This window comes from Mycobacterium sp. NGS63 (genome assembly GCF_059812295.1).
Genome location: NZ_JCALCJ010000004.1, coordinates 516057 through 540280 on the forward strand (window position 1 = coordinate 516057; position 24224 = coordinate 540280).

Annotated in this window: 23 protein-coding genes and 2 pseudogenes; 20 read left to right on the forward strand and 5 right to left on the reverse strand. The window is 65.9% G+C overall.

What is annotated here, in order from left to right; all coding sequences use genetic code 11:
* Position 1: 1 nt before the first annotated feature.
* Both AC5Y4Z_RS13065 and AC5Y4Z_RS13070 read left to right on the forward strand, forming a co-directional pair.
* A pseudogene (locus AC5Y4Z_RS13065) lies at positions 2-746 on the forward strand (ribonuclease HII); the annotation flags it as partial.
* A 27-nt stretch (positions 747-773) separates the two neighbouring features.
* Positions 774-1079: a DUF2469 domain-containing protein gene (locus AC5Y4Z_RS13070; RefSeq protein WP_003875077.1), complete on the forward strand. Its 306-nt coding sequence runs from the start codon at positions 774-776 to the stop codon at positions 1077-1079.
* A 3-nt stretch (positions 1080-1082) separates the two neighbouring features.
* Here AC5Y4Z_RS13070 and AC5Y4Z_RS13075 read toward each other — a convergent pair whose 3' ends face one another.
* Positions 1083-1853, reverse strand: a complete 771-nt coding sequence (locus tag AC5Y4Z_RS13075; RefSeq protein WP_499964296.1) for a GAF and ANTAR domain-containing protein — start codon at positions 1851-1853, stop codon at positions 1083-1085.
* A 186-nt stretch (positions 1854-2039) separates the two neighbouring features.
* On the opposite strand from AC5Y4Z_RS13075, the gene AC5Y4Z_RS13080 reads away from it, so the two are divergent.
* The 15 genes and pseudogenes from AC5Y4Z_RS13080 (at position 2040) to AC5Y4Z_RS13150 (ending at position 15526) form a co-directional block, all read left to right on the forward strand.
* Positions 2040-3020 carry an NAD-dependent epimerase/dehydratase family protein gene (locus tag AC5Y4Z_RS13080; protein WP_499964299.1) on the forward strand — a complete coding sequence of 327 codons (981 nt, stop codon included), beginning with the start codon at positions 2040-2042 and terminating at the stop codon, positions 3018-3020.
* 38 nt (positions 3021-3058) lie between these two features.
* Positions 3059-5383 carry an FdhF/YdeP family oxidoreductase gene (locus AC5Y4Z_RS13085; RefSeq protein WP_499964301.1) on the forward strand — a complete coding sequence of 775 codons (2325 nt, stop codon included), beginning with the start codon at positions 3059-3061 and terminating at the stop codon, positions 5381-5383.
* The gene (gene fdhD / locus AC5Y4Z_RS13090) at positions 5383-6204 is read left to right on the forward strand and encodes a formate dehydrogenase accessory sulfurtransferase FdhD (RefSeq protein WP_499964303.1); all 822 of its coding nucleotides are present in this window, start codon (positions 5383-5385) and stop codon (positions 6202-6204) included. The genes AC5Y4Z_RS13085 and fdhD overlap by 1 nt, the downstream gene beginning before the upstream one ends.
* Positions 6205-6310: 106 nt before the next feature.
* A complete protein-coding gene (locus AC5Y4Z_RS13095) occupies positions 6311-6688 on the forward strand; it encodes a YraN family protein (protein ID WP_499964305.1) in 378 nt (125 codons plus the stop codon).
* Positions 6688-8109, forward strand: a pseudogene (locus AC5Y4Z_RS13100) (YifB family Mg chelatase-like AAA ATPase); the annotation flags it as partial. The gene AC5Y4Z_RS13095 and the pseudogene AC5Y4Z_RS13100, both read left to right, overlap by 1 nt.
* A 36-nt stretch (positions 8110-8145) precedes the next feature.
* Positions 8146-9555: a recombinase family protein gene (locus AC5Y4Z_RS13105; protein WP_499964306.1), complete on the forward strand. Its 1410-nt coding sequence runs from the start codon at positions 8146-8148 to the stop codon at positions 9553-9555.
* Positions 9556-9632: 77 nt separating this feature from the next.
* Positions 9633-9938, forward strand: coding sequence for a hypothetical protein (locus tag AC5Y4Z_RS13110; RefSeq protein ID WP_499964308.1), 306 nt, complete (start codon positions 9633-9635; stop codon positions 9936-9938).
* A gap of 117 nt (positions 9939-10055) precedes the next feature.
* A complete protein-coding gene (locus AC5Y4Z_RS13115) occupies positions 10056-10274 on the forward strand; it encodes a hypothetical protein (RefSeq protein ID WP_499964310.1) in 219 nt (72 codons plus the stop codon).
* A 152-nt stretch (positions 10275-10426) separates the two neighbouring features.
* Positions 10427-10660: a hypothetical protein gene (locus tag AC5Y4Z_RS13120; protein ID WP_499964313.1), complete on the forward strand. Its 234-nt coding sequence runs from the start codon at positions 10427-10429 to the stop codon at positions 10658-10660.
* On the forward strand, positions 10657-11355 hold the full coding sequence (locus AC5Y4Z_RS13125; RefSeq protein WP_499964318.1) for a hypothetical protein: 699 nt from the start codon (positions 10657-10659) through the stop codon (positions 11353-11355). The genes AC5Y4Z_RS13120 and AC5Y4Z_RS13125 overlap by 4 nt, the downstream gene beginning before the upstream one ends.
* Positions 11352-12533, forward strand: coding sequence for an AAA family ATPase (locus AC5Y4Z_RS13130; RefSeq protein ID WP_499964320.1), 1182 nt, complete (start codon positions 11352-11354; stop codon positions 12531-12533). Before AC5Y4Z_RS13125 ends, AC5Y4Z_RS13130 begins: the two co-directional genes overlap by 4 nt.
* A gap of 307 nt (positions 12534-12840) precedes the next feature.
* A complete protein-coding gene (locus tag AC5Y4Z_RS13135) occupies positions 12841-13113 on the forward strand; it encodes a hypothetical protein (protein ID WP_499964322.1) in 273 nt (90 codons plus the stop codon).
* The gene (locus AC5Y4Z_RS13140; protein WP_499964324.1) at positions 13110-13349 is read left to right on the forward strand and encodes a hypothetical protein; all 240 of its coding nucleotides are present in this window, start codon (positions 13110-13112) and stop codon (positions 13347-13349) included. The genes AC5Y4Z_RS13135 and AC5Y4Z_RS13140 overlap by 4 nt, the downstream gene beginning before the upstream one ends.
* On the forward strand, positions 13346-13753 hold the full coding sequence (locus AC5Y4Z_RS13145; protein ID WP_499964326.1) for a hypothetical protein: 408 nt from the start codon (positions 13346-13348) through the stop codon (positions 13751-13753). The genes AC5Y4Z_RS13140 and AC5Y4Z_RS13145 overlap by 4 nt, the downstream gene beginning before the upstream one ends.
* A gap of 297 nt (positions 13754-14050) precedes the next feature.
* Positions 14051-15526: a phage major capsid protein gene (locus tag AC5Y4Z_RS13150; protein ID WP_499964329.1), complete on the forward strand. Its 1476-nt coding sequence runs from the start codon at positions 14051-14053 to the stop codon at positions 15524-15526.
* A 415-nt stretch (positions 15527-15941) separates the two neighbouring features.
* Here AC5Y4Z_RS13150 and AC5Y4Z_RS13155 read toward each other — a convergent pair whose 3' ends face one another.
* Both AC5Y4Z_RS13155 and AC5Y4Z_RS13160 read right to left on the reverse strand, forming a co-directional pair.
* Entirely contained in the window at positions 15942-19253 is a 3312-nt protein-coding gene (locus AC5Y4Z_RS13155; RefSeq protein WP_499964332.1) for a type ISP restriction/modification enzyme, read from the reverse strand.
* Positions 19254-19666: 413 nt separating this feature from the next.
* Positions 19667-20122 (reverse strand): hypothetical protein, encoded by a 456-nt coding sequence (locus AC5Y4Z_RS13160; RefSeq protein WP_499964334.1) that lies wholly within the window; start codon positions 20120-20122, stop codon positions 19667-19669.
* Between the two features lie 417 nt (positions 20123-20539).
* Here AC5Y4Z_RS13160 and AC5Y4Z_RS13165 point away from each other — a divergent pair, with 417 nt between their 5' ends.
* The 3 genes from AC5Y4Z_RS13165 to AC5Y4Z_RS13175 are packed head-to-tail and all read left to right on the forward strand — an operon-like array spanning position 20540 to position 23009.
* Positions 20540-21358: a TIGR04255 family protein gene (locus tag AC5Y4Z_RS13165; protein ID WP_499964336.1), complete on the forward strand. Its 819-nt coding sequence runs from the start codon at positions 20540-20542 to the stop codon at positions 21356-21358.
* A 2-nt stretch (positions 21359-21360) separates the two neighbouring features.
* Positions 21361-22020 (forward strand): hypothetical protein, encoded by a 660-nt coding sequence (locus AC5Y4Z_RS13170; protein ID WP_499964337.1) that lies wholly within the window; start codon positions 21361-21363, stop codon positions 22018-22020.
* Positions 22021-22022: 2 nt separating this feature from the next.
* On the forward strand, positions 22023-23009 hold the full coding sequence (locus AC5Y4Z_RS13175) for a hypothetical protein (protein ID WP_499964339.1): 987 nt from the start codon (positions 22023-22025) through the stop codon (positions 23007-23009).
* On the opposite strand, the gene AC5Y4Z_RS13180 is transcribed toward AC5Y4Z_RS13175, so the two are convergent.
* Both AC5Y4Z_RS13180 and AC5Y4Z_RS13185 read right to left on the reverse strand, forming a co-directional pair.
* Positions 23006-23893: a tyrosine-type recombinase/integrase gene (locus tag AC5Y4Z_RS13180; protein WP_499964341.1), complete on the reverse strand. Its 888-nt coding sequence runs from the start codon at positions 23891-23893 to the stop codon at positions 23006-23008. The genes AC5Y4Z_RS13175 and AC5Y4Z_RS13180 overlap by 4 nt on opposite strands.
* Positions 23890-24102, reverse strand: coding sequence for a hypothetical protein (locus tag AC5Y4Z_RS13185; RefSeq protein WP_499964343.1), 213 nt, complete (start codon positions 24100-24102; stop codon positions 23890-23892). The genes AC5Y4Z_RS13180 and AC5Y4Z_RS13185 overlap by 4 nt, the downstream gene beginning before the upstream one ends.
* Positions 24103-24224 lie beyond the last annotated feature (122 nt).

The following is a 24224-nucleotide window of genomic DNA, read 5'->3' on the forward strand; positions in this document are numbered from 1 at the left end:
CGTGGCCACCACCTGGCCGCCGCGGACGGTGATCCGCAAGTCCGCAGGGTTGCGCACCCTGGAGTCGGCGCTGTACCGCAGCGGCCTGGGCCCGGTGGCCGGGGTGGACGAGGTGGGCCGCGGCGCCTGCGCGGGCCCGCTGGTGGTCGCCGCCTGCGTGCTGGGCCCGGGGCGGCTGGAAAGCCTTGCCGTCCTTGATGATTCGAAGAAGCTCAGCGAGAAGGCGCGGGAAAAGCTGTTCCCGTTGATCCGCCGCTACGCGCTGGCCTACCACGTGGTGTTCATCCCGTCGTCCGAGGTCGACCGCCGCGGGGTGCACGTGGCCAACATCGAGGGCATGCGCCGCGCGGTGGCCGGGCTGTCCGTGCGCCCGGGATACGTGCTGAGCGACGGCTTCCGCGTGCCCGGCCTGCCGATGCCGTCGCTGCCGGTGATCGGCGGGGACGCCGTGGCCGCCTGCATCGCCGCGGCCAGCGTGCTGGCGAAGGTCAGCCGGGACCGGCTGATGGTCGCCATGGACGCCGACCACCCCGGCTACGGCTTCGCCGAGCACAAGGGCTACGCCACCCCGGCGCATTCGACGGCGCTGACTCGGCTGGGCCCCTGCGCCGAGCACCGCTATTCCTTCATCAACGTGCGGCGCGTGGCCATAGGGTCAGACGGGTCGGGCGGGCGGCTGGTGGCCGAGTGCAAACCGGACCCTCCGGACGAGCGACAGCGATGGCGGTGAGGAAAGATGGGACCAAGTTGCCGGGAGAAGGACGTCTGAGCAGATGAGTGCGGAAGATCTCGAAAAGTACGAAACCGAGATGGAGCTCTCGCTGTACCGCGAATACAAGGACATCGTCGGCCAGTTCAGCTACGTCGTGGAAACCGAGCGGCGCTTCTACCTGGCTAACAGCGTGGAGATGACGCCGCGCAACGCCGACGGCGAGGTGTACTTCGAGCTGCGGCTGTCCGACGCCTGGGTCTGGGACATGTACCGCCCGGCCCGGTTCGTCAAGCAGGTGCGGGTGGTCACCTTCAAGGACGTCAACATCGAAGAGGTCGAGAAGCCCGAGCTGCGCCTGCCGGAGTAGCGCTCACGAGTTGGACGGCAGCTGGCTTTCGACGTCGGGGGGCAGCTGACCGCGGTTTTCGATGACGGCGCGCGCCACCTCCGCCAGCTTGATGTTGAGCGACTGGGAGTGGCGGCGCAGCAGGTCGAACGCCTGGTCCTCGGACATGTCGTGCAGCGCCATCAGCATGCCGACGGCCTTGCCGATCTCGCGGTTGGACAGCAGCCCTTTTCGCAGGGTGGCGGCGTCCTCGCCCTTGGCGACCGCATTGATGGCCACGCTGGCGAACGCCGCCAGCACCGCCGCCCGCCCGGCCGACTCGGCGTCGAACAGGTTGGGGGTGTCGCTGAACAGGTTGAGCGCGGCCCCCTTGCGCTTGTCGACGAGCAGCCGAAAGCCCATGGCCCCGCGCACCGGGGTCTCCTCGACCAGGACGGCGGCCAGCTTTGGCCACAGCGACGGCGACGTCAGGTCCGTGTCGATCTGGGGGGTTTCCTCCTCGATCGCGTCGATGCACGGGCCGTCGCCGGCGCGGCGCTCCAGCTCGTCGATCTGGTGGGCGATGCGGTCACTCGCGCCGACGGTCACATAGCGGTCGTTTTCGCGCACCAACAGGCTGGCATGGTCGCAGCCGCGGATGGCCAGGGTGGCGGCCACGCAGATGGCCGCGTACATCTCGGTGGCGTCCGAGCCCCGGTAGATGATCTCGGCCAGCGCGGCGAAGACGGTCGCCGGGTCGGCCTTCTCGCCGCCCGGCGGTGCGCCGTTCGCGCCCGCATCCGATTTGTCTGCCACTGTGCTGTCCCGTTCCCGCGCTGTCGGTGTTCGACCCGCGTGCAATCGCCGTAGATTATCGGCCGCCTAAACGCGCCGCGCACGCTATCTGCCTAACGGTGCCGCGTGCCCCGCCGTCGAGAGTATCGACTCGCGACTTTCGTCACTCGTGGTTTCAGCGCGGCGGGGAAGGGAAGGACATGTCGAATGGGGCTGACCGTGGCGGTGACCGGGCCGACCGGCGAGATCGGGATCTCGGCGGTGACGGCGCTCGAGCGCGAGCCCACGGTCGACAAGATCATCGGGATGGCCCGGCGGCCGTTCGACCCGTCCGCCAGCGGCTGGGTCAAGACCGGCTACCAGCAGGGCGACATCCTGGACCGCGAGGCCGTCGACGCCCTGGTGGCGCAGGCCGACGTGGTGATCCACCTGGCGTTCATCATCATGGGCTCGCGCGAAGAGAGCGAGCGCATCAACCTGCAGGGCACCCGCAACGTGTTCGAGGCGACCGTCGCCGCCGAGCGCCCGCGGCGCCTGGTCTACACCTCGTCGGTGGCCGCCTACGGCTACCACTCCGACAACCCGGTCCCGCTCACCGAGGATGTGCCGGCGCGGGGGTCGGAGGAGCACTACTACTCCGCGCAGAAGGCCGCGTGCGAGGCGCTGCTCGCCGACGTCACCAAGGGCTCGTCGCTCGAGGTGTTCGTGTTGCGGCCCTGCATCGTTGCCGGGCCCCGGGCGACCGCGCTGGCCGACGCGATGCCCTGGAACCAGCTGCCCGGGCCGCTGCGCGCCCTGTCCGGGCTGCTGCCGATGCTCAAGCCGGTGGTGCCCGACCCGGGTTTCCCGCTGCAGCTGGTCCACCACGACGACGTCGCCGAGGCGATCGCGCTGGCGGCGACGGCTCCGGCCCCGCCCGGCGCGTACAACATCGCCGGTGACGGCGTGGTGACGGTGTCCGAGGTGGCCAAGGCGCTGGGCGGGCGCCCGGTGCGGGTGCCCGCCGTCGCAGCGACGGCGGCGTCAAAGGCGATTTCGCGGGTCCCGTTCGTGCCGTCCATGCTCGAGTGGCTGCACAGCGCGCGCACGTCGGTGGTGATGGACACCACCAAGGCGAGGATCGAACTGGGCTGGCGGCCGGTGCACTCCTCGGAGGACACCCTGGCGGCGCTGGCCGCGGCGGTCTGACGCCGCGCGGCGTGCGCCCCAAGCGGTAGCGTGACTCTGTGAGGTTGCACCGCCGCGGCGGCATCGCCGATATCCCCGCCGACTACGACGAACACGCGGTGACCGTCGCGCCCCGCAAGCACGAGGCCGCGGGGGCGCGCGCGGTGCTGGTCTCGCTGCAGCGGGGGTTCGAGCAGATGGGCGCGCTGCGCACCGCCGCGGCGCTGGCCCGGCTCAACCAGCGCCACGGCTTCGACTGCCCCGGGTGCGCGTGGCCGGAGGAGCATGGTGGGCGCAAGCTGGCCGAGTTCTGCGAGAACGGCGCCAAGGCCGTCGCCGAGGAGGCCACCAAACGCACCGTCACCCCGGAGTTCTTCGCGCGGCATTCGGTGGCCGAACTGTCGGCCAAGCCCGAGTATTGGCTGTCCCAACAGGGCCGGCTCACCCACCCGATGGTGCTGCGGCCCGGTGACGACCACTACCGCCCGATCGGCTGGGACGACGCCTACCGACTGATCGCCGAGCAGCTGGGTGCCCTGGACAACCCCGACGAGGCGGTCTTCTACACGTCGGGCCGCACCAGCAACGAGGCCGCGTTCTGCTACCAGCTGCTGGTGCGCAGCTTCGGCACCAACAACCTGCCCGACTGCTCCAACATGTGCCACGAGTCGTCCGGCTCGGCGCTGACCGAGTCGATCGGCATCGGGAAGGGATCGGTCACCGTCGACGACGTCGAGCGCGCCGACCTGATCGTCATCGCCGGGCAGAACCCGGGCACCAACCACCCGCGGATGCTCTCGGTGCTGGAGAAGGCGAAAGCCAACGGCGCCAGGATCATTGCGGTCAACCCGTTGCCCGAGGCGGGGCTGATCCGGTTCAAGGACCCGCAGAAGGTGCACGGCGTCGTGGGCCACGGCGTCCCGATCGCCGACGAGTTCGTGCAGATCCGCCTCGGCGGCGACATGGCGTTGTTCGCCGGGCTGGGCCGGTTGCTGCTCGAGGCCGACGACCGCGCCCCGGGCACCGTCGTCGACCGGGCGTTCGTCGACGCGCACTGTGCGGGGTTCGACGAGTACCGCCGCCGCACGCTCGACGTCGACCTCGACACGGTGTTCGCCGCCACCGGCGTCGAGCGGCGGCAACTCCAGCGCGTCGCCGACATGCTGATGGCGTCGCAGCGCACCGTCGTGTGCTGGGCGATGGGCCTGACCCAGCACACCCACGCCGTCGACACCATCGGCGAGATCACCAACGTGCTGTTGCTGCGCGGCATGATCGGCAAGCCGGGCGCGGGGGTGTGCCCGGTGCGCGGGCATTCCAACGTCCAGGGCGACCGGACCATGGGCATCTGGGAGCAGATGCCCGAGGAATTCCTGGCCGCCCTGGATCGCGAGTTCGGCATCACCAGCCCGCGCAAGCACGGCTACGACACGGTGGCCGCGATCCGCGCCATGCGCGACGGGCGGGCCCGCGTCTTCGTGGGCATGGGCGGCAACTTCGCGTCGGCCACCCCCGACACCGCCGTCACCGAGGCCGCGTTGCGCAATTGCGCGCTGACCGTGCAGATTTCGACCAAGCTCAACCGCAGCCACCTGGTGCACGGCGCCGCCGCGCTGATCCTGCCGACGCTCGGGCGCACCGACCGCGACATCCGCGGCGGACGCAAACAGGTTGTGTCGGTTGAGGATTCGATGTCGATGGTGCATCTGTCGCGCGGCAGCCTGCACCCGCCCGGCGAACTCGTGCGCAGCGAGGTGGAGATCGTGTGCCAGCTGGCCCGTGCCCTGCTCGGCGCGGCGCACCCGGTGCCGTGGGAGCGCTTCGCCGCCGACTACGACACCATCCGCGACGCGATCGCCGCGGTGGTCCCCGGCTGCGCCGACTACAACCGCAGGGTGCGCGCGCCCGACGGTTTCCAGCTGCCCCACCCGCCACGCGACTCCCGCGAATTCCACACCGGCACCGGCAAAGCCAACTTCGCGATCAACCCGCTGCGGTGGGTGCCGGTGCCGCCGGGCCGGCTGGTGCTGCAGACGCTGCGCAGCCACGACCAGTACAACACCACGATCTACGGGCTCGACGACCGCTACCGCGGCGTCAAGGGCGGCCGCCGCGTGGTGTTCGTCAACCCGGCCGACATCGAGGACCTGGGCCTGGCCGCGGGCCAGCGCGTCGATCTGGTGTCGGAGTTCAGCGACGCCGACGGGCGGCTGCAGGAGCGGCGCGCGAAGGACTTTCTGGTGGTGGCCTATTCGACCCCGGTCGGCAACGCGGCGGCCTACTATCCCGAGACCAATGCGCTTGTCCCGCTGGATCACACGGCGGACAAGTCGAACACTCCGGTGTCGAAGGCGATCACGATCCGGGTGGAGCCGGCGGCTTAGTGCGGCACGTCACCGCGCGCCGGCGCGCACAGCATCGCACCGCGGAGCGGGCCGTCACGCGACCGGAAACCCTGGCCGTCGAGGAGCCACTGGAGATCCGCGTCAACGGCGCGCCGGTCACGGTGACCATGCGCACGCCCGGCTCGGATTTCGAACTCGCGCAAGGGTTTCTGCTCACCGAGGGGGTAATCTCCGGCCGCGACGACGTGGTGAGCATCCGCTACTGCGGCGGGCGCGGTGAGGACGGGGCCAACACCTACAACGTGCTGGACGTGACCCTGGCGGCGGGCGTCGCGCCGCCCGACCTGGACGTGACCCGCAACTTCTACACCACCTCGTCGTGCGGGGTCTGCGGCAAGGCGTCGCTGGACGCGGTGCGGCTGATCGGCCGGTTCACGCCCGGCTCGGATCCCATGCTGATCGCCGCGGCCACGCTGCAGGCGATGCCTGGCCAATTGCGTGGCGCGCAAAAGGTTTTCGACACCACCGGCGGGCTGCACGCCGCGGCGCTGTTCTCGGTCGACGGCAGCGCGCTGGTGGTGCGCGAGGACATCGGCAGGCACAACGCGGTCGACAAGGTCGTCGGGTGGGCGCTGGAACACCGGCGGCTGCCGCTGGCGGGCTGCGTGCTGCTGGTCAGCGGCCGGGCCTCGTTCGAGTTGACGCAGAAGGCGGTGATGGCCGGGATCCCCGTGCTGGCCGCGGTGTCGGCGCCGTCGTCGCTGGCGGTTTCGCTGGCCGAGGAGTCCGGGGTGACGCTGGTGGCGTTCCTGCGCGAGGACTCGATGAACGTCTACACCCGGGCCGACCGGGTCACCTGAGCCCGGCCTGGGGATAAATCCCCGACTGGGGATAACCGGTCGATTCGGGGCCCACCCGGCCCCATCGCGGCGGTTCTCGTCTGACCGGCTGAGCATCGTGGCCGCCATGACGACCGAACAGACGATGACCCGCATCGAGCTGGGCGCGATGGGCGAGGCGCTCGCCGTGGATCACCTGATGCAGGCGGGGCTGCGGGTCCTGGCCCGCAACTGGCGCTGCCGCTACGGGGAGCTGGACGTGATCGCCGCAGACGAGGCCACCGGCACCGTGGTGTTCGTGGAGGTCAAGACGCGCACCGGGGACGGCTACGGCGGGCTGGCGCACGCGGTCACCCCCCGCAAGGTCGCGCGGCTGCGCCGGCTGGCCGGGTTGTGGCTGGCCGGCCAGGACCGGCGCTGGGCGGCGCTGCGCATCGACGTGATCGGCGTGCGGGTCGGACGCCGGCGCACCCCGGAGCTCACCCACCTGCGGGGGATCGGCTGATGGCGCTGGGACGGGCGTTCTCGGTCGCGGTGCGCGGCCTGGACGGCGCGATCGTCGAGATCGAGGCCGACATCACCTCCGGCCTGCCCGGCGTGCACCTGGTCGGCCTGCCCGACGCCGCCCTGCAGGAATCGCGGGACCGGGTCCGGGCCGCGGTCACCAACTGCGGCAACAGCTGGCCCCAGGCCCGCCTCACGCTGGCGCTGTCGCCGGCCACCCTGCCCAAGATGGGCTCCGTCTACGACATCGCACTGGCCGCTGCGGTGCTGTCGGCGAAGCGCAAGCACCCGTGGGAACGCCTGGAGAAGACGGTGCTACTGGGCGAGTTGTCCCTGGACGGGCGGGTGCGGCCGGTGCGCGGGGTGCTGCCCGCCGTGCTGGCCGCCAAACGCGACGGCTGGCCGGCCGTCGTCGTCCCGGTGGACAACCTGGCCGAGGCCTGCCTCGTCGACGGGATCGACGTCTTCGGCGTGCGCACGCTGCGGCAGCTGCAGCGCTGGCTCGGCGGCTCCGGCGGGCTGAACCCCAGGATCGGCGCGCGGGCCACGGCCCCGGAGCCGTCCGCCGATCTGGCCGACGTGGTCGGGCAGGCGCAGGCGCGGTTCGCCGTGGAAGTGGCGGCCGCCGGCGCGCACCACCTGATGCTGACCGGGCCGCCGGGGGTGGGCAAAACGATGCTGGCGCAACGCCTTCCGGGGCTGCTGCCGCCGCTGGCCGACAGCGAGTCCCTCGAGGTCACCGCGATTCACTCGGTGGCCGGGCTGCTGTCGACGGAGACGCCGCTGATCACCGCGCCGCCGTTCGTGGCGCCCCACCACAGTTCCACCGTCGCGGCGCTCGTCGGCGGGGGATCGGGGATGGCGCGCCCCGGCGCGGTCAGCCGCGCGCATCGCGGCGTGCTGTTTTTGGACGAATGTGCCGAGATCAGCGTCAGCGCGCTGGAGGCGCTGCGAACGCCGTTGGAGGACGGGGAGATTCGCCTCGCCCGCCGCGACGGGGTGGCGTGCTACCCGGCCCGCTTCCAGCTGGTGCTGGCCGCCAACCCGTGCCCGTGCGCGCCGGCCGATCCGCGGGACTGCGTGTGCGCGGCCGCGGCCAAACGCCGCTACCTGGGCAAGCTGTCCGGGCCCCTGATGGACCGCGTCGACCTGCGCGTGCAGATGAACCCCGTGCGGGCGGGGGCGATCGCGATCACCGGCGGCGAATCGACCGCCCAGGTCCGCCAGCGGGTCGCGGCGGCGCGCGCCGCGGCCGGCCAGCGGTGGCGGCCGTATGGATTTCGCACCAACGCCGAAGTCAGCGGCACGCTGCTGCGCCGCGAGTTCCGACCCGGCAACGCCGCGATGGAGCCGCTCAAGAGGGCGCTGGACGGCGGGCTGCTCAGCATCCGCGGCCTGGATCGCACGCTGCGGGTCGCGTGGCATCATAAATCGCTGAACTGATGTTATTGTCCAACCATGCGCGCCGCCGTTTACCTCCGCCAATCCCTTGACCGCTCCGGCGACGGCCTGGGCATTGACCGCCAGCGCGAAGACGTGCGGCGGCTGATCGAAGCCCGCGGCTGGACCGTCGCACCCGACGCCGAGTTCGTGGACAACGACGTGTCTGCGCTGTCTCGTAAGCCGCGCCCGCAATTCTCGGCGATGATGGCCAGGGTTGACGCGGGGGAGTTCGACGTCATCGTTGCCCGCCACATGGACCGGCTGCTGCGTCGCCTGGGCGAGCTAGAGAGCACGCTGGAGCGCTGCCAGGCGGCCGGGGTTGCGATCGTCACCGCATCGGATGGTGTGGACACGTCCACCGATGGCGGCAGGTTGGTCGCACGCATCCTGTCGTCGGTGGCCCAGGGGGAAGTGGAGCGCAAGGGGGCGCGGCAGCGCTCCGCGGCAATCCAGGCGGCCAAGGCGGGCCGCTGGGTTGGTGGACGGCGGCCGTTCGGGTATCAGCGGGATGGCCGCACCATTTGTGAGACCGAGGCCGCCATGATTAAGCAGGCCTGCGTGGATGTGCTTGCCGGTGAGTCGCTGAGTGAGATCGCGCGGCGGTGGAACGCCTCCGGCGTCAAACCGGCCCAGAGTGACAAGTGCTGGTATCGGGGGACAGTCAAGGACGTTCTGACCAACCCGCGGCACGCCGGGCTGCGCCGGCATCGGACACCTGAGGAACGAGCGAAGATCCGTCAGAATCCGGAGCTAGGCATCGTGGCCAAGGCGGAATGGCCAGCGATCATTGACGAGCCGACTTGGCGGGCCGTGGTGCGTATCCTCACCGACCCGAGCAGGCACACGGGCCGCACCGGCTCGAAGGGGCTATTGACCGGGGTTGGGCTGTGCGGCGCGTGCGAGCAGACGGTGCACCGCGGAGGGGCTTACGGTGGCTATCCGATGTACCGCTGCATCAGCGGCCGTCACGTTTCACGCCAGGCCGGACCGGTAGATGAGTACGTCGGAATGGTTGCGGTCGAAAAGCTGAAACAACCGGCCGCGGCCAGACTTTGGGTCGCTGAGCTACCTGATGCCGACGACCTGATGGCTGAGGCCGACAAGCTGCGTCGAGAACGTGATGCCATCGACCAGGACCGCGCCGAGGGACTAATTGACCGGGTTCGATGGCGCACCATGAACGAGCGAATTACTCAGCGCCTTGGAGAAATTGAGGCCAAGTTGGCTGCGGCTGGAGCGTCATCGCCGCTGTCCATCGTTGCCAGTGGGCACGTTGAGGAGACGTGGGCTGGTCTCACTGTGGCCCAGCGGCGCAACATCATCGCGGCACTGATGACACCCGTATTGCATCTGCCCGGCCGTGGGACGCGAACCTTTCGGCCTGAGACGGTCGAAATTCGTTGGAAGCAAGGTGGATTGAGTTGACACCTTCGGACTACTGGTTGCCCCAACCCGGTCGGCCAAAGATCGAACTCGTAGATGAGCGAGGTCGAACGGTGTGCGTGTTCGGCTGGTACAAGCACACGCAAGGCCCGCTCGCGCCGTGGGCCACCGGTGAAGAATGCTGGGTACCCGAGAATAAGCCGCAGACCGAGAAGCAACGACGCCAAATGCTGGACGCTGCAGTCAAATACAACCCAGGACACAAGACACAATCCCGGATGCAACACCGCCCCGACGGCGGATTCAATCTGTTGCTACCCGGCCTGACTCTGCGATGGGAAAGGGTGGGTCCGATCCTGGACCGGCTTGCCGAGCGCAACATCGAGCGACTGACCATCGGGCAGCTACGCCAGTACGTCAACTAAGAGTGCTAGTGTTTGACCTAACGAGCGGGCTCCGTATCCCGTAGCAGCGCATTTTCCCGCGCCAGCTTCTCAGAGTCACCCCACAAGGCGGCTCAACCCTCATTTCGAGGTGAGAAGTTGTCCGCTACATCAACAACCTGGCAACAGAAGCGCGGCCAGCTGGCCAGGCAATCCAAGGACCTGCCGCCCGGCCACCCCACGCTGGAAGAACTTCGCCGGGATATTCGAGCCGAACGACTGGCCGAACAGGTCAAGAAGGTCGTCGAGGCGAGCCCGCCATTGACGGACGCCCAGATCGACCGCATCGCCGCCATCCTCCGGGCCGGTGCGGCATGAGTTACCAACAGGCCAGGAATAGCGAAGGGCCGCCCCCGGAATGGGAAAGGCCCAGCCCCCGGCAAGAAGCTGGACCAGACCACAGAAATTCGACGCCTTCCCCGTCATTGTATCGCCCGCACCGACAGGAGTGCCAGAGCTACGCGGAGGGCATGGGCAGGCGACGTGTCGCGGCCGACAGGTCCGAGCCGATGGATGGCCGACGCGACCCGTGGTGGTATGAGCCGCCCGGTGCGCGCGGCTACGAGGCCGCCGCGATGCACCTTCTGGATCGCGGGTTGATGCCGGCGGCCGACCGCGACGGGCTCCGTGAGATGTACCGCGGCGGTGGTGCCTCTCGCCAGGCCGCCGAGGCCATCGCCCAGGCGTGGGAGCTGGTCGCATGAGCGGCGACGTGGATTCGGTGGTTGACGCCCAGGTCGTCGAACCGCTGGCACCCACGGATGCCGAACAACTAGACAAGCGCATCCGCATGTTGGTGAGCTCCATCAACGACAACCTAGCCAAGGTCTACGAGCTGGTGGAGCAAGCCAAGACCGGCGAGATTCACAAGGCGCTCAGCTTCCCGTCCTGGACCGCCTATGTGGCTGACGTTTTCAAGGTTCAACTTCGACTTGATCGCGGCCAACGTAGGGAGCTGGTGGGCTACCTGTCCGGCGAGGGCATGTCCCAGCGGGCCATCGCTGATGTTGTTGGGGCTGACCGCAACACCGTACGAACCGATCTACGCTTCCAGGTGGATGAAATTCACCCACCTGGAAGCGATTGCGTTCAAAGGGGGGAGCATCCAGTTGCCAACGAGACGCCGACGACACCGATTACGGGCCGCGATGGCAAGACTTACCCGCCGAGACCGCCACGGCCACAACCGGTGTCCAAGCCTCGTCGCCGGTCGATCACCGACGAGTTCTTCCACGAGATATTGAAGTGGCATCCGCGTGTTGAGCGGATAAGCAAGCTCGGTTTTGATGACCGTGTTGGCCGCAACCGCCAGAGCTTGACCCGGTACCGCAACGACCTAATCCGGTTCCGCGACACGCTGAACACCGTCATCGACAAACTCGGCGGTGAGACCGCATGACCGACATCGGCGACGCGAAGGCCCGGGCCGATGCGGCCTGGAAACGCTTCCAACAGGCCAACCAGCGCGACGACGGCGGCATCAACGGCAAGGTGATTGCACTGCCCCAGCAGCGCGACGACGGGGACGAACAGAAGCCGCCACCAATGGACGGTTCAGGCCCAGACGACCCAGGCCCAACGCCGCCACCGCCACCGAACCCGCGCGACTTGTGGCAGGTGGTGGATGGCGGCACGTTCATATTCGACCAGCCGCAAGGGATTCCGAGCCTTTGGGGCAGCGGCACCGATGTGCTGTGGCCCGAAGGGGAGTCGCTGATGATCGCGGGCCAGCAGGGGCTTGGCAAAACCACCCTTATGGGGCAACTGGTTCGGGCGCTGCTGGGCCTGGGCAGCGGGGAGGTCCTGGGCCTGCCGGTCCAGCCGATAGAGGGCCGCATCCTATACCTGGCCATGGATAGGCCCCGCCAGATAGCGCGCTCACTGGGCCGCCAGTTCCCACCGGACACCCGGAAAGTGTTGGAGCAAAGCTTGATATTCCGGCCAGGGCCACCACCCGCAGACATTGCCAAGCGCCCGGAGCTACTGCTGACCATGGCGCGCGACCTGGATTGCCACGTGGTGTTCGTGGATTCCGTGAAGGACGCAGCGCTGGGCCTGTCCTCGGACGAGGTTGGGGCAGCGTACAACCGGGCGCGGCAGTACGTAATCGCGGACGGGCGGCAGCTGGTAGACAGCCACCACGCTGTCAAGCGCGGCCCCAACGGCGCGGCGGTGGGCGGCATCAACGACATTTACGGCTCCGCTTGGCTCACCAACGGGTGCGGCTCCGTCGTGCTGCTTACCGGAGATCCTGGGGACCCGATAGTTGGCTTCCGCCACGTGAAAGCGCCTGTGAGTGAAGTCGGCCCGTGGCAGCTGCTCCACGATTCCGTGGACGGTGAGCTACGGGTGGAGTCGGAAGTTGATGTGCTGAACCTGGTGCGGGCCAGCGGCGTGGACGGCCTCACGGCCACGGACGCGGCGGCGGCCATGTTCGACACCACCCAGCCCACCAAGGCCCAGAAGGAGAAGGCCCGCCGCAAGCTGGCCAAGCTGCAGGCCGCTGGCACGCTCACCGTGATGGATCGCAGCGACGGGGTAAGCGTGTATTTCCTTGCGGGCCAGGACCCGACATGAGGGGGTCCACGGGGGTCCACGTTTTTTCCATAACCTCAGGTCAGAGGGTCCACGCTGATTTGGTCCACGCAATGGGTCCACGGAGGGTCCACGGGGTCCACGTTTTGTGCGTAACAGCGGGTCAGAGGGTCCACGCCAGTGTCCACGCCGAGAACGCGGCTTACCTCCACGTTTTCCCTCCACCCTTTATGGGTGGAGGAAACGTGGGGTGTGGAGGCCCACACAAGCCCGCTGCAAGCAACGGCTGTGGCGACACCCAGCAACCCATCCGGGTGGCCGGTACCAACCCAACGAGAGGTTCACTGAGATGACGATTGACACCAACGGGCAGCACCCGCTGGACGCCCTGGCCGATGCAGCTATAGCCCGAATCACCGCGCTGGCACCCGAACTGGACGCGCTCACCGACCAGCTGCAGGCCCTGTCCGAGGCCACCAGCGACGGGGATGAGCAGCTGAGCGAGTACCTGATCCAGGCCGCGCTGTGGGCACACCAGCTGTCGGGGACTTGCAGCGATGGTGTGGCGGCCTCGCTGCGGGGCCTGAAAAGCGACCTGGCCAAGCTGGGGGCCGCGCGATGAGCACTCACGACGAACGGAAGCGGATTGTGCGTGAAATCCGCGAGGCTGTAGGGGAAGCCGTCGTGGCGCGCAGCGTGCCCGACGACGCCAACGAGCTTGCCGCGCTGGGCCAGGCGCTCGACGACCAGCACGACGCACTGCAGCGGTTGGGCCGCGACGATCCGTTGGGGGTGGCGCTGTTCGGTGACCGGCCAGGGTGGTTCGAGTCGCAGCTTTCACGGAAGCAGCCGAAATGATCGGCCATGAAGACCAAGAGCCGGTAGGCCGTGCTTTCCGCCGCGTCCTGGACGCCGCCGAGGACAGCCGGGATGACGACAACCTGAAACATCGGGTGCTGCGGGAGATCGCGGATTTGGAGGCCGGTGATCGTGAGGACCTGATCGGCATGTTGGCGGGTGCGATATCGCGGCTGTTGGCCAGGCAGAAGCCGTGTCGTGCCGGTCGTCGGGATCGCCAGGTGGTCGATCGGACGGTCGGTGTCATCGTCGCCGCAGCCAGCGTCAGCACCGATCTGGGCGATTTCCACCGAGCGTTCCAGCGGCACACCGATCAGTTGACGCGAATCCAGCTCGCCCGAGTGGCCGCCGCGCTGGCAGTGGAACTGGCCCGACACGCCAACAGCGGTCGCGGAATCGAATGAGGTGCTGGGTAAATGTGTTTCGCTGCCGTGTTGGCGTGCTGTCTTGTCGCACAGGAGGTCTAAGCTGATGCTGCTGTCGCTCTTTGCGCAACCTGGTGGACTGCAGCCTGTGAACGGAGAACGGGCTGGCCACACAGAAACAGGCCGCAAGACTGGACAGATTCGCAAGGCCGCCCGGTGTCCGGGCAATTCGCCTTTTCGCTGTACGCCGGTGCGCGCGCATCCCTGCCCTTTGGGTTTTGGTGCGCGGGCCGCGCGCAACCACTTCCACAGCCCGTTAACCAGTCAGGAACCAAAATGAACCTCAACTACGGCGAGACCGCCGAGCGTATGCAGCAGGTCGATGACCATCTGCGCGCCATCCAGGACAAGTCCCGCGCCGGCCAGTTGTCCAAGTCCGATCTTCGCGAGGTCGACGATTTGACGCGCGAGTTCGAGCAGCTCGACCTACATCGGCAGGGTTTGGAGCGCTGCCAGGCGCTGGCTGATGCCGCTCGCGGCGGCGGCGGCCAGCTGCGGGTGGAGCGCGGCAGCTGCGGCGACTATGACGTGGACCCGCTGCGTGATCCGGCCAGCGCCCAGGAGCCGCGCCGTTTCCGGAATCCGTGGGATTTGAGCGAGGTTCGCACGTTCGGCGAGCGGGGCCAGGTGGCCGGTGAGCTGCGGTCGCGTGCACGGTCGGCCATCGAGGCGATGCCGGGTGCTTCGGACAACATCCGTTCGGCGGCCACCAGCATCTTGGAGCGTTTCGACACCGCGGACAGCCGGATCGCGCGCCATGTGTTGGCGACCAGTTCGCCGGCATATCTGCGGGCGTGGTCGAAGATGGCCACCAACCGCCAGGACTCCTTGACTGTGGAGGAGCGCCGCGCGATCGCTGATGTCAACCAGTACCGGGCCATGTCGCTGACGGACAGCGCGGGCGGGTTCCTGGTGCCGTTCCAGCTGGACCCCACCGTGATTATCACCAGCGCGGGTAGCCGCAACGACATTCGCCAGGCTGCGCGCCAGGTGGTTGCCACCGGCGACGTGTGGCACGGTGTGTCGGCTGCGGCGGTCCAGTGGTCTTGGGACGCGGAAGGCAGTGAGGTCAGCGATGACTCGCCGCCGTTCGCCCAGCCCACCATCCCCGTCTACAAGGCAGCCGGTTTCGTGCCGATCACCATTGAGGCGCTGGCCGATGAGCAGAACGTGGCCCAAGAGGTCGGGCGTCTGCTGGCCATGGGACGGGAAACCCTGGAAGCCGTGGCTCTGATCAACGGCACCGGGGTTGGTATGCCCACCGGCATCGTCACCGCCCTGTCGGCGGCCCTCGGTGCCTCGGTGGTCAACTCCAAGACCACGGACACCTTCGCCATCGCGGACGTGTACGCGCTGCACGGCTCGCTGCCGGCGCGCTACCGCTCCAACGCCAGTTGGCTGGCCAACAACCTGACGTACAACCTGATTCGTCAGTTCGACGTCTACGGTGGTGCCGGTCTGTGGACCACCCTGGGCAGCGGCACCCCGCCGAACCTGATGGGCTACCCCAACCTGGAAGCCGAAGCCATGGACGGCACCATCACCGCTGGGGCTGAGAACTACAACCTGATCTTCGGTGACTTCGAGAACTATGTCATTGCGGACAGGTTGGGCATGACGGTGGAGTTCATTCCCCACCTGTTCGGCACGGGCAGCCAGCGCCCGACCGGGCAGCGTGGCTGGTACGCCTACTACCGGGTGGGCGCGGACAGCGTCAACGACGCCGCATTCCGGATGCTCAACGTCACGTAATCCCATTGACGGTGCTGCGCGGGTCCGGGTGTGGTTATCTGCCCAACCTCGGCGCTGGGAACGCCTGGACCCGCGCGGCACCCGAAAGACTGCCGATGGAGGGAACAGAGGTTGTGGCCGGTAAACCAATGGGGCCGGGACAACACCAGGGCTCTGTTGCCCACCGCCGCCGGGCACCAGGCTCCCGCGTGGAGCGGCTGGTGCGCCGAATGGAACCCAGCGCGCCCCATGTGTGTCCGGCGACAGGCCACTCCCACGAGACCAAACCATCGTCCCGCCGGGCCACCGCGCGGGACGCCGCGCGGGCGACGCCTACCGAAGCTGCGATTCGGTGGGTGCTTCCTGCGGCGCGGTGTCGTGCCGGCCTGGAAAGTGGATGGTTGCCATTGCGTTAGTGACATCACGTCTGGGCGAGTTAGAACAGCGTCCCGTCGCGTTCTACGGTCACTTGGCGCTGTGCTTCGGTTATCGGCAGGACGCTTTCGGCAGTGAGGTCTGCAACAGTCCATATGGGTTGTTGTGCGACGGTGTGCAGTAGCTCGGCCTGGGTCGACTCAAGTTCGCTGAGGAGCCCTAACACATTTAGAAGATCTAGAAGATCTGCGGTGTAGGAGGCTTGCCAGGTGTTGCTGTGAATCTTCCATAGCGGCGACACGGTGCGGTCACCGATCACGGTGGGCGTCCGGTCGCGTCGGCGGTCATTAAACCATTCCCTGACAACCTGAACGCCGGAAACGCTGTAGTCCCACATGGCTTGAGTGACGTTAATGACTACACCGTCACCAACGTGAAGTTGCTGAGCGGCGGGGTCGTAGCTGATGGCGTTCGGCATGTCGTCGGCGGTGGTGGGGATGGTTCCGCCGGAAGGGATTTGGGGACGCTGCGCTACCGGCAGGCGCGGAGCACCAGCGGGTCGCCCGTTGTCGGGGTCACGGTAGGCGGCGCCGTACGTGTGCAGCCAAATCACCTTTGCACCAATGTCGCTAACCCGCCGGAATAAGTCGGCATCTCGGGTCCAAGGGATTCGGATGCCAGGCGTGGAGAGCTGGGTGGCATAGGTGGCGGTGTACGAAGGGTGGGCGCATAGGGCTGTCACGTATGCCATGGCGTCGGGCGCTGTCACAGGCGTGCCGTACCGCTCACTGAGAAACGCAAGCAGGGACGAGTGAATATTCGACACGGTAGCTGCAGCATTTTGCCAGAGGGGAAATGCGCGGCCACCTCGTCCGTTGTAGTGGTGAAGGTCCGGAATTTCTGCGCATGTGGTGACCGCTGGACCTTCCGTGGGTGATTCGCGGGTGGGTGCGGTGAGCCAAACTTGGTGCGGGGAGCGCCCCGTCCAGAGTGTGGGGTTGGGACGGTTGATCAGTCGCTTGTCGGGGATGATCCACCGGCGGTCAAACGAGCGAAACGCGATCCTGACGGGTTTGGAGCATCGGCCGGTTTCGTCGGTGATCCGGGTCGGGCGTGGTTGGAATCCCGGTAGCGCGTCGCTGATTCGTTTGTCGATGGTGCGATCAGTTCTGTGTTCTTTGAACATCTCGCGTTTCTGATCGCGGTCGGTAGCGGAGATCAGAGCATTCCAGCGGGCTTCAAGTTGCTCGGGGTCGACGTCAACGACCCACGTACGTCCAGGCATTACGCCAGAGCCGTCGTAGAGGAAGACATCATCGAGGGCAAGAAACGACGACCATTCGTCACTGGCTTGAGGAAGGAAAGGGTCGCGCCATCCGTTGGCGCAGAGTTGCCAGTCGCTGCCATCGAGGTGAATGTTATTGAGTTGAGCGAACTTCGTCGTGCGGTGTCCTGGCTCGAGTTGTCTGAATAGCACTTCCGCAGGCTTAGTGGGATCTGCGCTCTCCGACCGTAGCGCGATGGTGATACACACTTCATGCTTCATTGCCTCAAAGATGCGCGTGTTGACCGGTGGGGTGAATCCCTCCGGAGAGCAGTCAATTACCCAGATATGGTCACAAGTCTCGCGGAGGTATCGTCGCATGCCTTGGAACCCTGGGCCGTGGAGGAAGCCAGCGACCGTGATGAAGCACACGACACCTTGCGCATCGGTCTGGTGGCTGTCGAAGACCTTCCAAGTTGCCCAGCGCCAGAAGTAGATGTAGGCGTTGTAAAGGTGTTTGGTATGCGATCCGACGCCCCAGGCAGGTTCGGGCATAAATTGTTGCAGTGGCGCACCATAGCCTTCGGCTCCGTGTTCAATCCATCCGCCGAAGCCCCGGGATTTGTCTTTATACGGAGGGTTGCCCGTAACCACCAGAACTCGCTCCGTGGCTTTGACCTTGTTCGCGGCGCGACGGGCGTCTGTGATCGGTTTGTACCAGGTGCCGAGCTGGGTCTCCTCAACGAAAGGATCGTCGAGAGTGTTGGTGATGTAAGTGCGGAGCGCTTGTGGGCTGACCTCCGACACGCCGAGATCGGCAAGTTCTGCCAATAGCCGCAGTTGCGCTACCGCGAAAGGTCCTAGCTGAAGTTCAAAGCCGACCAATCGAGATAAACTGTCGGCCAAAGCAGGCGGTACGGCTCCCGGCCCCTGGTCGGCCGCTACCGATTCGGCGATGGACCGGATAATTTCCAACATGAATGTTCCGCTGCCCATTGCGGGGTCAAGGCAGGTGACCGCCGGATCAGCGAAACCAGCGGTTCGACCGAGGTGTTCAGTCAAAGCCTCGGACACTAATCGAACCATCGCAGTTGTTACTTGCGGGGGCGTGTAATACGAGCCGGTTTTCTTGCGAAGGTTTGTGTCGTAGGTCTGTAGGAAACCCTCGTAGAAGTACAGCCATGCATCAGCGTTTCCCCGCGAGATTTTGTCCCAATCCACGACCGCTAGCACTCGTCCCATCGTCGCCACTGACGTTTGCAATGTCTGCTCACTGCCAGGCGTATCGACTAGGATGCGCAGTGCAGAGCCGATCAGCGAATTCGTACTAGCGGCAAGCTGTTTAGCCGCGTAGTCGATTCCAGGCCTAAGATCAATCCCGCGGGCACGGGACAGCAGCAAACCGAACGTGACCGCCTGGGCGTACCAGTCTGCGAACTCCTCATCAGTGGCCTCAGGAAAAAGCAGTGATTTCCACTCATCGCGCAACGAAATCAGCGATGAATTGTTAAGCGCTATTTGTTCGCTGACTTCATCACGCAACAACCGGCACAACCGCGCCGACACCTCGGCGAGCGCCGGTGGTGACTCCGGGGCGACCGGGGTCCACGACATGAAACCCTGGAAGACGGTAAGGAATGCGTCGGGTGCTGCCAGTGCTGCGCCAGCACTGGCGAGATCGCCGTTCAACATGCGTATTTCACCAATACGCTGCCCGCTCTGGTAAAGGCTGAACGCCTGGCCGTCGGTGTAGATGAGGTTTGGGAGCGCTTGCAGCTTTTTCCATTGCTCTCGATCGTGGCCGCTGAACGCCCGGGGGTCGGCTCCTTTGCCCGGTGCCTTAACTTCAACGAACCCGACTAGGGCTCCGTTGTACTCCACGGCGTAGTCGGGACGTACCGAGTTCGCGCTCAGGGAGGTTTCACCGATCATTGTCAGCTGATCGGGATCATTCCCGATCAGCTGACAGATCGCCGCAAAAAACGTCTCCAACGGCGCGCGCAGCTGGTCTTCGGGTTGGCCGGTGACGTGGATGCCGCTCAACTTCTTCTTGACCTGGGCACCGTACCGGCTGACTTCGGTCGCGAGATCTACAGGCGCAGTCGACACTTTCACATCATCGCTTGAACGTGCACCCATGCCCTGCAACTGGCCCGTACGCCACATATGGGCGTGTCCGCACCAGGGAAGGACACAACTGATTAGCTACCTTCGGGTGGTCCTGTGCGCCCGGTCATAGGGTTTCGGGCACGCTAGCGGCGGTGTTGAGTGCCATCAATGCGCTGTGGCGATCCTGCCAGGTGATGCCGTCGCTGGCGGCGAGCACGGCGCGTGCCCGATTGCGGATTGCCTGAGCGGGGTCGTCGTGGTGCCAGGAGTCCGGCGAAAACCGCCGCCGCGACCGTGGTGGGCTTTATTCCACGAGAGCCGCGCCAGCTCGGCTTTCCCGCTTTCCGTGAAACGCGGTGCCACACAGGCGTGGATGCGCTTGCCGTGACACGCGGCGACGCCGTACCGCCGCTCTAACCGACACCGCCCAGCGCGCGGGCGTGGTCACGCCGCATACGCGCCAACAGATCCTCACCTTCCACGTCGGTTTCATCGGCCACCGGTACAGTCCCCGGCCCCACCGCATCCAGCTGGGTGCCCGCCACCCGAATCTCCTGGTGCAAGCCATAAACCAACGCCATGTGCGCAAGCAACTTGCGGCACAACTCCGCGGAGCGGTGATTACCATCCAGGGCCAGCTGCCAGTGGGCGCGAAACAGCCGCTCCGTGCGCTCCTGCCACACCGCGAACGCCTCACCGGCCAGCAGTTCCCGACGATCCGTGGAGTCCCCCAGCGCCGCCGCCACAATGTTGCCCACACTGCGGTGGGACCGCAGCCCCACAGCCCGCGCGACCACCCGGTGACTGGCCCCGGACAACCACAGCTGCAGCACCTGGGCGTTGCGGCGCTCCCGCTCGGCGGCCTTCATGATGGGCATTTTCCCCCAACCCCCTGACGCACCACGGATTTCGGTATCCCCGCACGTCACAGGCACCTAAAACCCGCCTGCAGCAAGGCCGCAGTCAGGCGTCAATCGGGCAATTCACGCTCGGGGGGATATATCACCGCTGGGGCGGGCGTGGTTTGCCTCCCGGTCCCCGTCCTGTTTGGCCGCCCCCTCCCCGTCTGGCCTGCCTGGTGGCGTGCGGGGGCCGTGTGGGCGCTGCTGCCGGGCGGGCGGCACCTGGGTGGAGTTGGTGGCGGGCCAGCGCGGGGTCCCGGCGCTGTGGAACCGGGACCCGACGAAGCCAAATATGGAGGAACTGGCCAAGCTGGGGCAGCGCGCGCCCTGGGCGCGTTGGGTGAAACCTAAACCTTGTCACTAGTGTGAAGTACAGTGTGAAGCATGGCGGCAGCAGCACATCCATTCGCCTTCGCCGAGTCCGACACCAACATCCCGTTGGTGAGGGCTCCGCTTGTTCGTACCATCGCACAGGTCAGGTTTCCGCACCTCACCAGGTTCTCGACCAACGAGGACGCCGTCGGCAAAAAGGTCGCCGACGCGCTTGCCGACCAGTATCCCTTGATGGAAATCGGTCAAGAAATGACGATGACCATCACCGCTGACGGTGTCAGCGAGGATCGCACTACTACCCGACTGTTTCGTCTCCTTAGCGCCGATCGCCACTGGCAAATCACTTTTTGTGGGGCCTTCCTCAGCATCGACACCACCCAGTATGTACGTCGCAGGGACTTCGCTCAGCGGCTTGTTGACGCGTGGCAGGCCTTGAACGAGCATGTGACCGTGCCGTATATCAGTCGGCTTGGCGTTCGTTACGTCAATCAACTGACACAGCCGGATCTTCTCGGTCGCCTGCCTGAACTGTTGCGGCCCGAGGTCTTAGGAATCTGGGAATCCCAACACAAGGATGAAGCTGAACTGCTCTCGGCTGTCACCGAAGCGCGCTACCGCTTGCCCGGCGATGCGTCCTTCATGGCGCGGTGGGGAATGCTGCCGGCCGGCACGACGATCGATAGCTCGGTATCGACGTACGACTACCCGACATGGATGCTTGACATGGATTCGTTCCGCGAATTCGCTCCAGGCACACAACAGGGCGGGAACCTCTACGAGGACGCACGGGATTTAGCGCTAAGGGGCTATCAATTCTTCCGGTGGGCTGTGACAGAAGAATTCCTCATCGCTTTTGGGGGTGAAGTGTGACGATGACGGTAGACGTTTGCGATCAAGTGACCGAATATCGTTATGAGTTCAGCGATTTCGGCACCGACGTGCCGCCCAACTGTCCGTATGTGACCAGAGCAGGCATATCGCTGATCATGGCTGGCCTTGCCGCTTTTGGGGGCATAGCCGGGACATCAATTGGCGGTAATTACGGTGCGATACAATCACTCGCGGCTGTAAATCGTACGGGCTCTGGCGCTTTCGCCCCTCCGGTTAGACCGAAGCCGGTTCCAATCGCGCCTCGCAGTGCTGAGTCTCGCAGCGACCGCGAAGAGGTTGCATGGGTCAAGGCGCACTCCGGACTCACATGGGATCAGCTGGGCAAGGTCTTCGGTGTCTCCCGACGGGCGGTTCATATGTGGGCCAACGGTGGACGGCTCAACGAGTCGAATGCTCGGCGGCTCCGCGCCTTCGCTGCGATCATCCGCGGATTTGAGTCTGAAATGCCTGACGAATCGACGGCGCCAGAGGTGGTTCGTGCGCGGCTACTTCAAGTTGAACCAGACGGATTGAGTGTCATCGACCGTCTACGCCAAGAGCATTCTGCTGGCCCGACTTGGGGCGCACCTTTCGGCCCTGAACGCCTCATTGATGCCATCCGCGAGCCCCTGCGTACGCCGGTGGGTGAAGTCGAGCTATAGCGGTGTGGGGTATCGGTAGGATTCTGGCGCTATTTGGTTTTACTGAGGATGACAAAGATCAGATTCCGGCACCCGAGCTAGGCACATCATGCAGCGACTGGCGTCAAGGGGATATCTTCCGCAACGCCAAAGCATTTGTGTTCGACCATAATTGGACGCCTAGAGTGGTCGAAGATACGGATAGCGTGGTCGTCATCAGCCAATCGTGCGATGCGTCACTGCCCCATCGGGAGCGTATTCAGATTGCCCCTTTGGTACGCCTGAAGGACCCCAATGATCTCCGTGAGGCAGCGTCGGGCGCGCGGACACAATACGTAGCCGTTCCCAGAGCCGGTGCGGACTTTTTTGCAGACCTCGACGGCATCACTACGGTGGCGAAGACCGCATTGCTCTCGTGCGACCGCGTCGCGGGAGTCGAATCAGATAAGGAGGTAAGGGAATTCGCTTTCTCGGTCTCGCGCCGCTACGGACGCTTTGCGTACCCAAACGAAGTCAATGATTGCCTGAATCCCCTCACGGAAGCGCTAAAAGCTAAGGCGCGCAAGGAGAAATCGCCGCTCGGACAAGCGGTAACCAGCGTTCACTCAATTAGGGTCCAATGCGCGGACTGGACGCAGCCACCGCACCAATTGACACTCATTGTCATCCTTCAAGCCAACATCATTCCGTTCCCGGAAGACGTCGGAGAGCCACCGGATGACCTCGACGCGCCAACGGATCATAATTTCAAGGCCCAAATCAGCAAATATGTGAAATACCTTGGCGAGACGGGTCACAGTCAGAGCGACCGGTACTTCGCGTGGCAGTACCTAATCGAGATTTGGGCTCGCCAGTGTGAAGCCGAAGCACATTCGTTGGGTCTTACCGGCTCGGTGAGCTCGGTAACGGCGGAGCTGGCTTCGATCGATGATTTTCCGCTCTCGCTCGTCCTACGGACCGAAAGCTTGGACCTCGACTACTTGTCCGACTCCCGTAAACCAATGTCCTAACAGTCAGTCGCCACCAAACCTAGCGGTGTTGCCTGGACGGCGGCCGCTATCGCCGCCCGTCGCATGGACTCGTCGCTGACTTTGGTGTAGATGGCTGTAGTGACGGGCGACGTGTGGCCGAGCAGCTCTTGGACGGCGCGCAGGTCGCTGGTGGTTTGGTAGGCCACCGTAGCGAATCGGTGGCGCAGCGTGTGTGTGGTCCACGGACCCGGTAGTGCCCGAGTGATCAGCTTGCCTAAGTGCCGCGGAGTGATCGGGCCGCCGTACGGGGCAGGGAACACCCACGCGGTTTTCACTGACAACAGCTGGGCGGCAAGCTGATCGGAGATGGGCACGGTGCGTTCGTGGCCACCCTTGCCGACCACGTGCACACAGTGGTTGCCCGGACCGCCTTCCACATCGGCCGGGCGTAGGTGGGCGATCTCGGCGCGCCGCAACCCGGTCTCCACGGCGATCCGGATGGCCAAGCCGACGCGGGTGTCGGTCACAGTGCCGTACGCGGTGACGATCACGTGGTCCGGGCATGGGCGGGGCAGCGCGCGCGGCAGCTTGACTGGCGGCAGCGTCCGGGCCGGGTCGTCACGGCGATGCTCCAGATCGAACAGCAGCCGGAAGAACACGCGCAGGGTGCACCGCACGCTGTGAGTGGTGCGCGGGGTCCAGTCGTTGTTGCCCAGGTAGTGGATCAGTTGGGCGCGGGTGACGGTCAGCGGGTCGCTGCGCGGGTGGGCCAACGCGAACGCGCGCAGGTGGCCGACTCTGGTGGCGATGGTGTTGGGGCTGCGTTTGGCGGCGTGCTGCTCGTTGGCGAACAGTTCCACCCAGCGCGCCCAGCGCGCCGGCAGCACGGTTGGTGCTGGCCCCGGCAGCCGTCGCGTCGTCATAGCAGGTCACCCCTGACGGCAAGGGCCAGGCGCTCAACAAAGGCGATGGTGTAGCCCAGCCGTTCGGCCAATTCCTCGCCGCGGCCTCTGTGCGCGCCGTCCAGCGCGTCGGTTGCGTTGAGCGCTGCAGCTTCGGCGCGCAGCAGTTCGGATCGGCAGGCATACAGCTGGGTAAATGCGGCTTGGCCGGGCAGTGCGGTGGTGGTCATAGGGCCAACGGTAAGGCGATAGCAACGAAATGCCAAGGGCCACAGGAGAAGTCGTATATATGCGCTGAAGTGGGCATATGTACGGAACCATACATATGTAGACGAGACACATCCGCTATTTC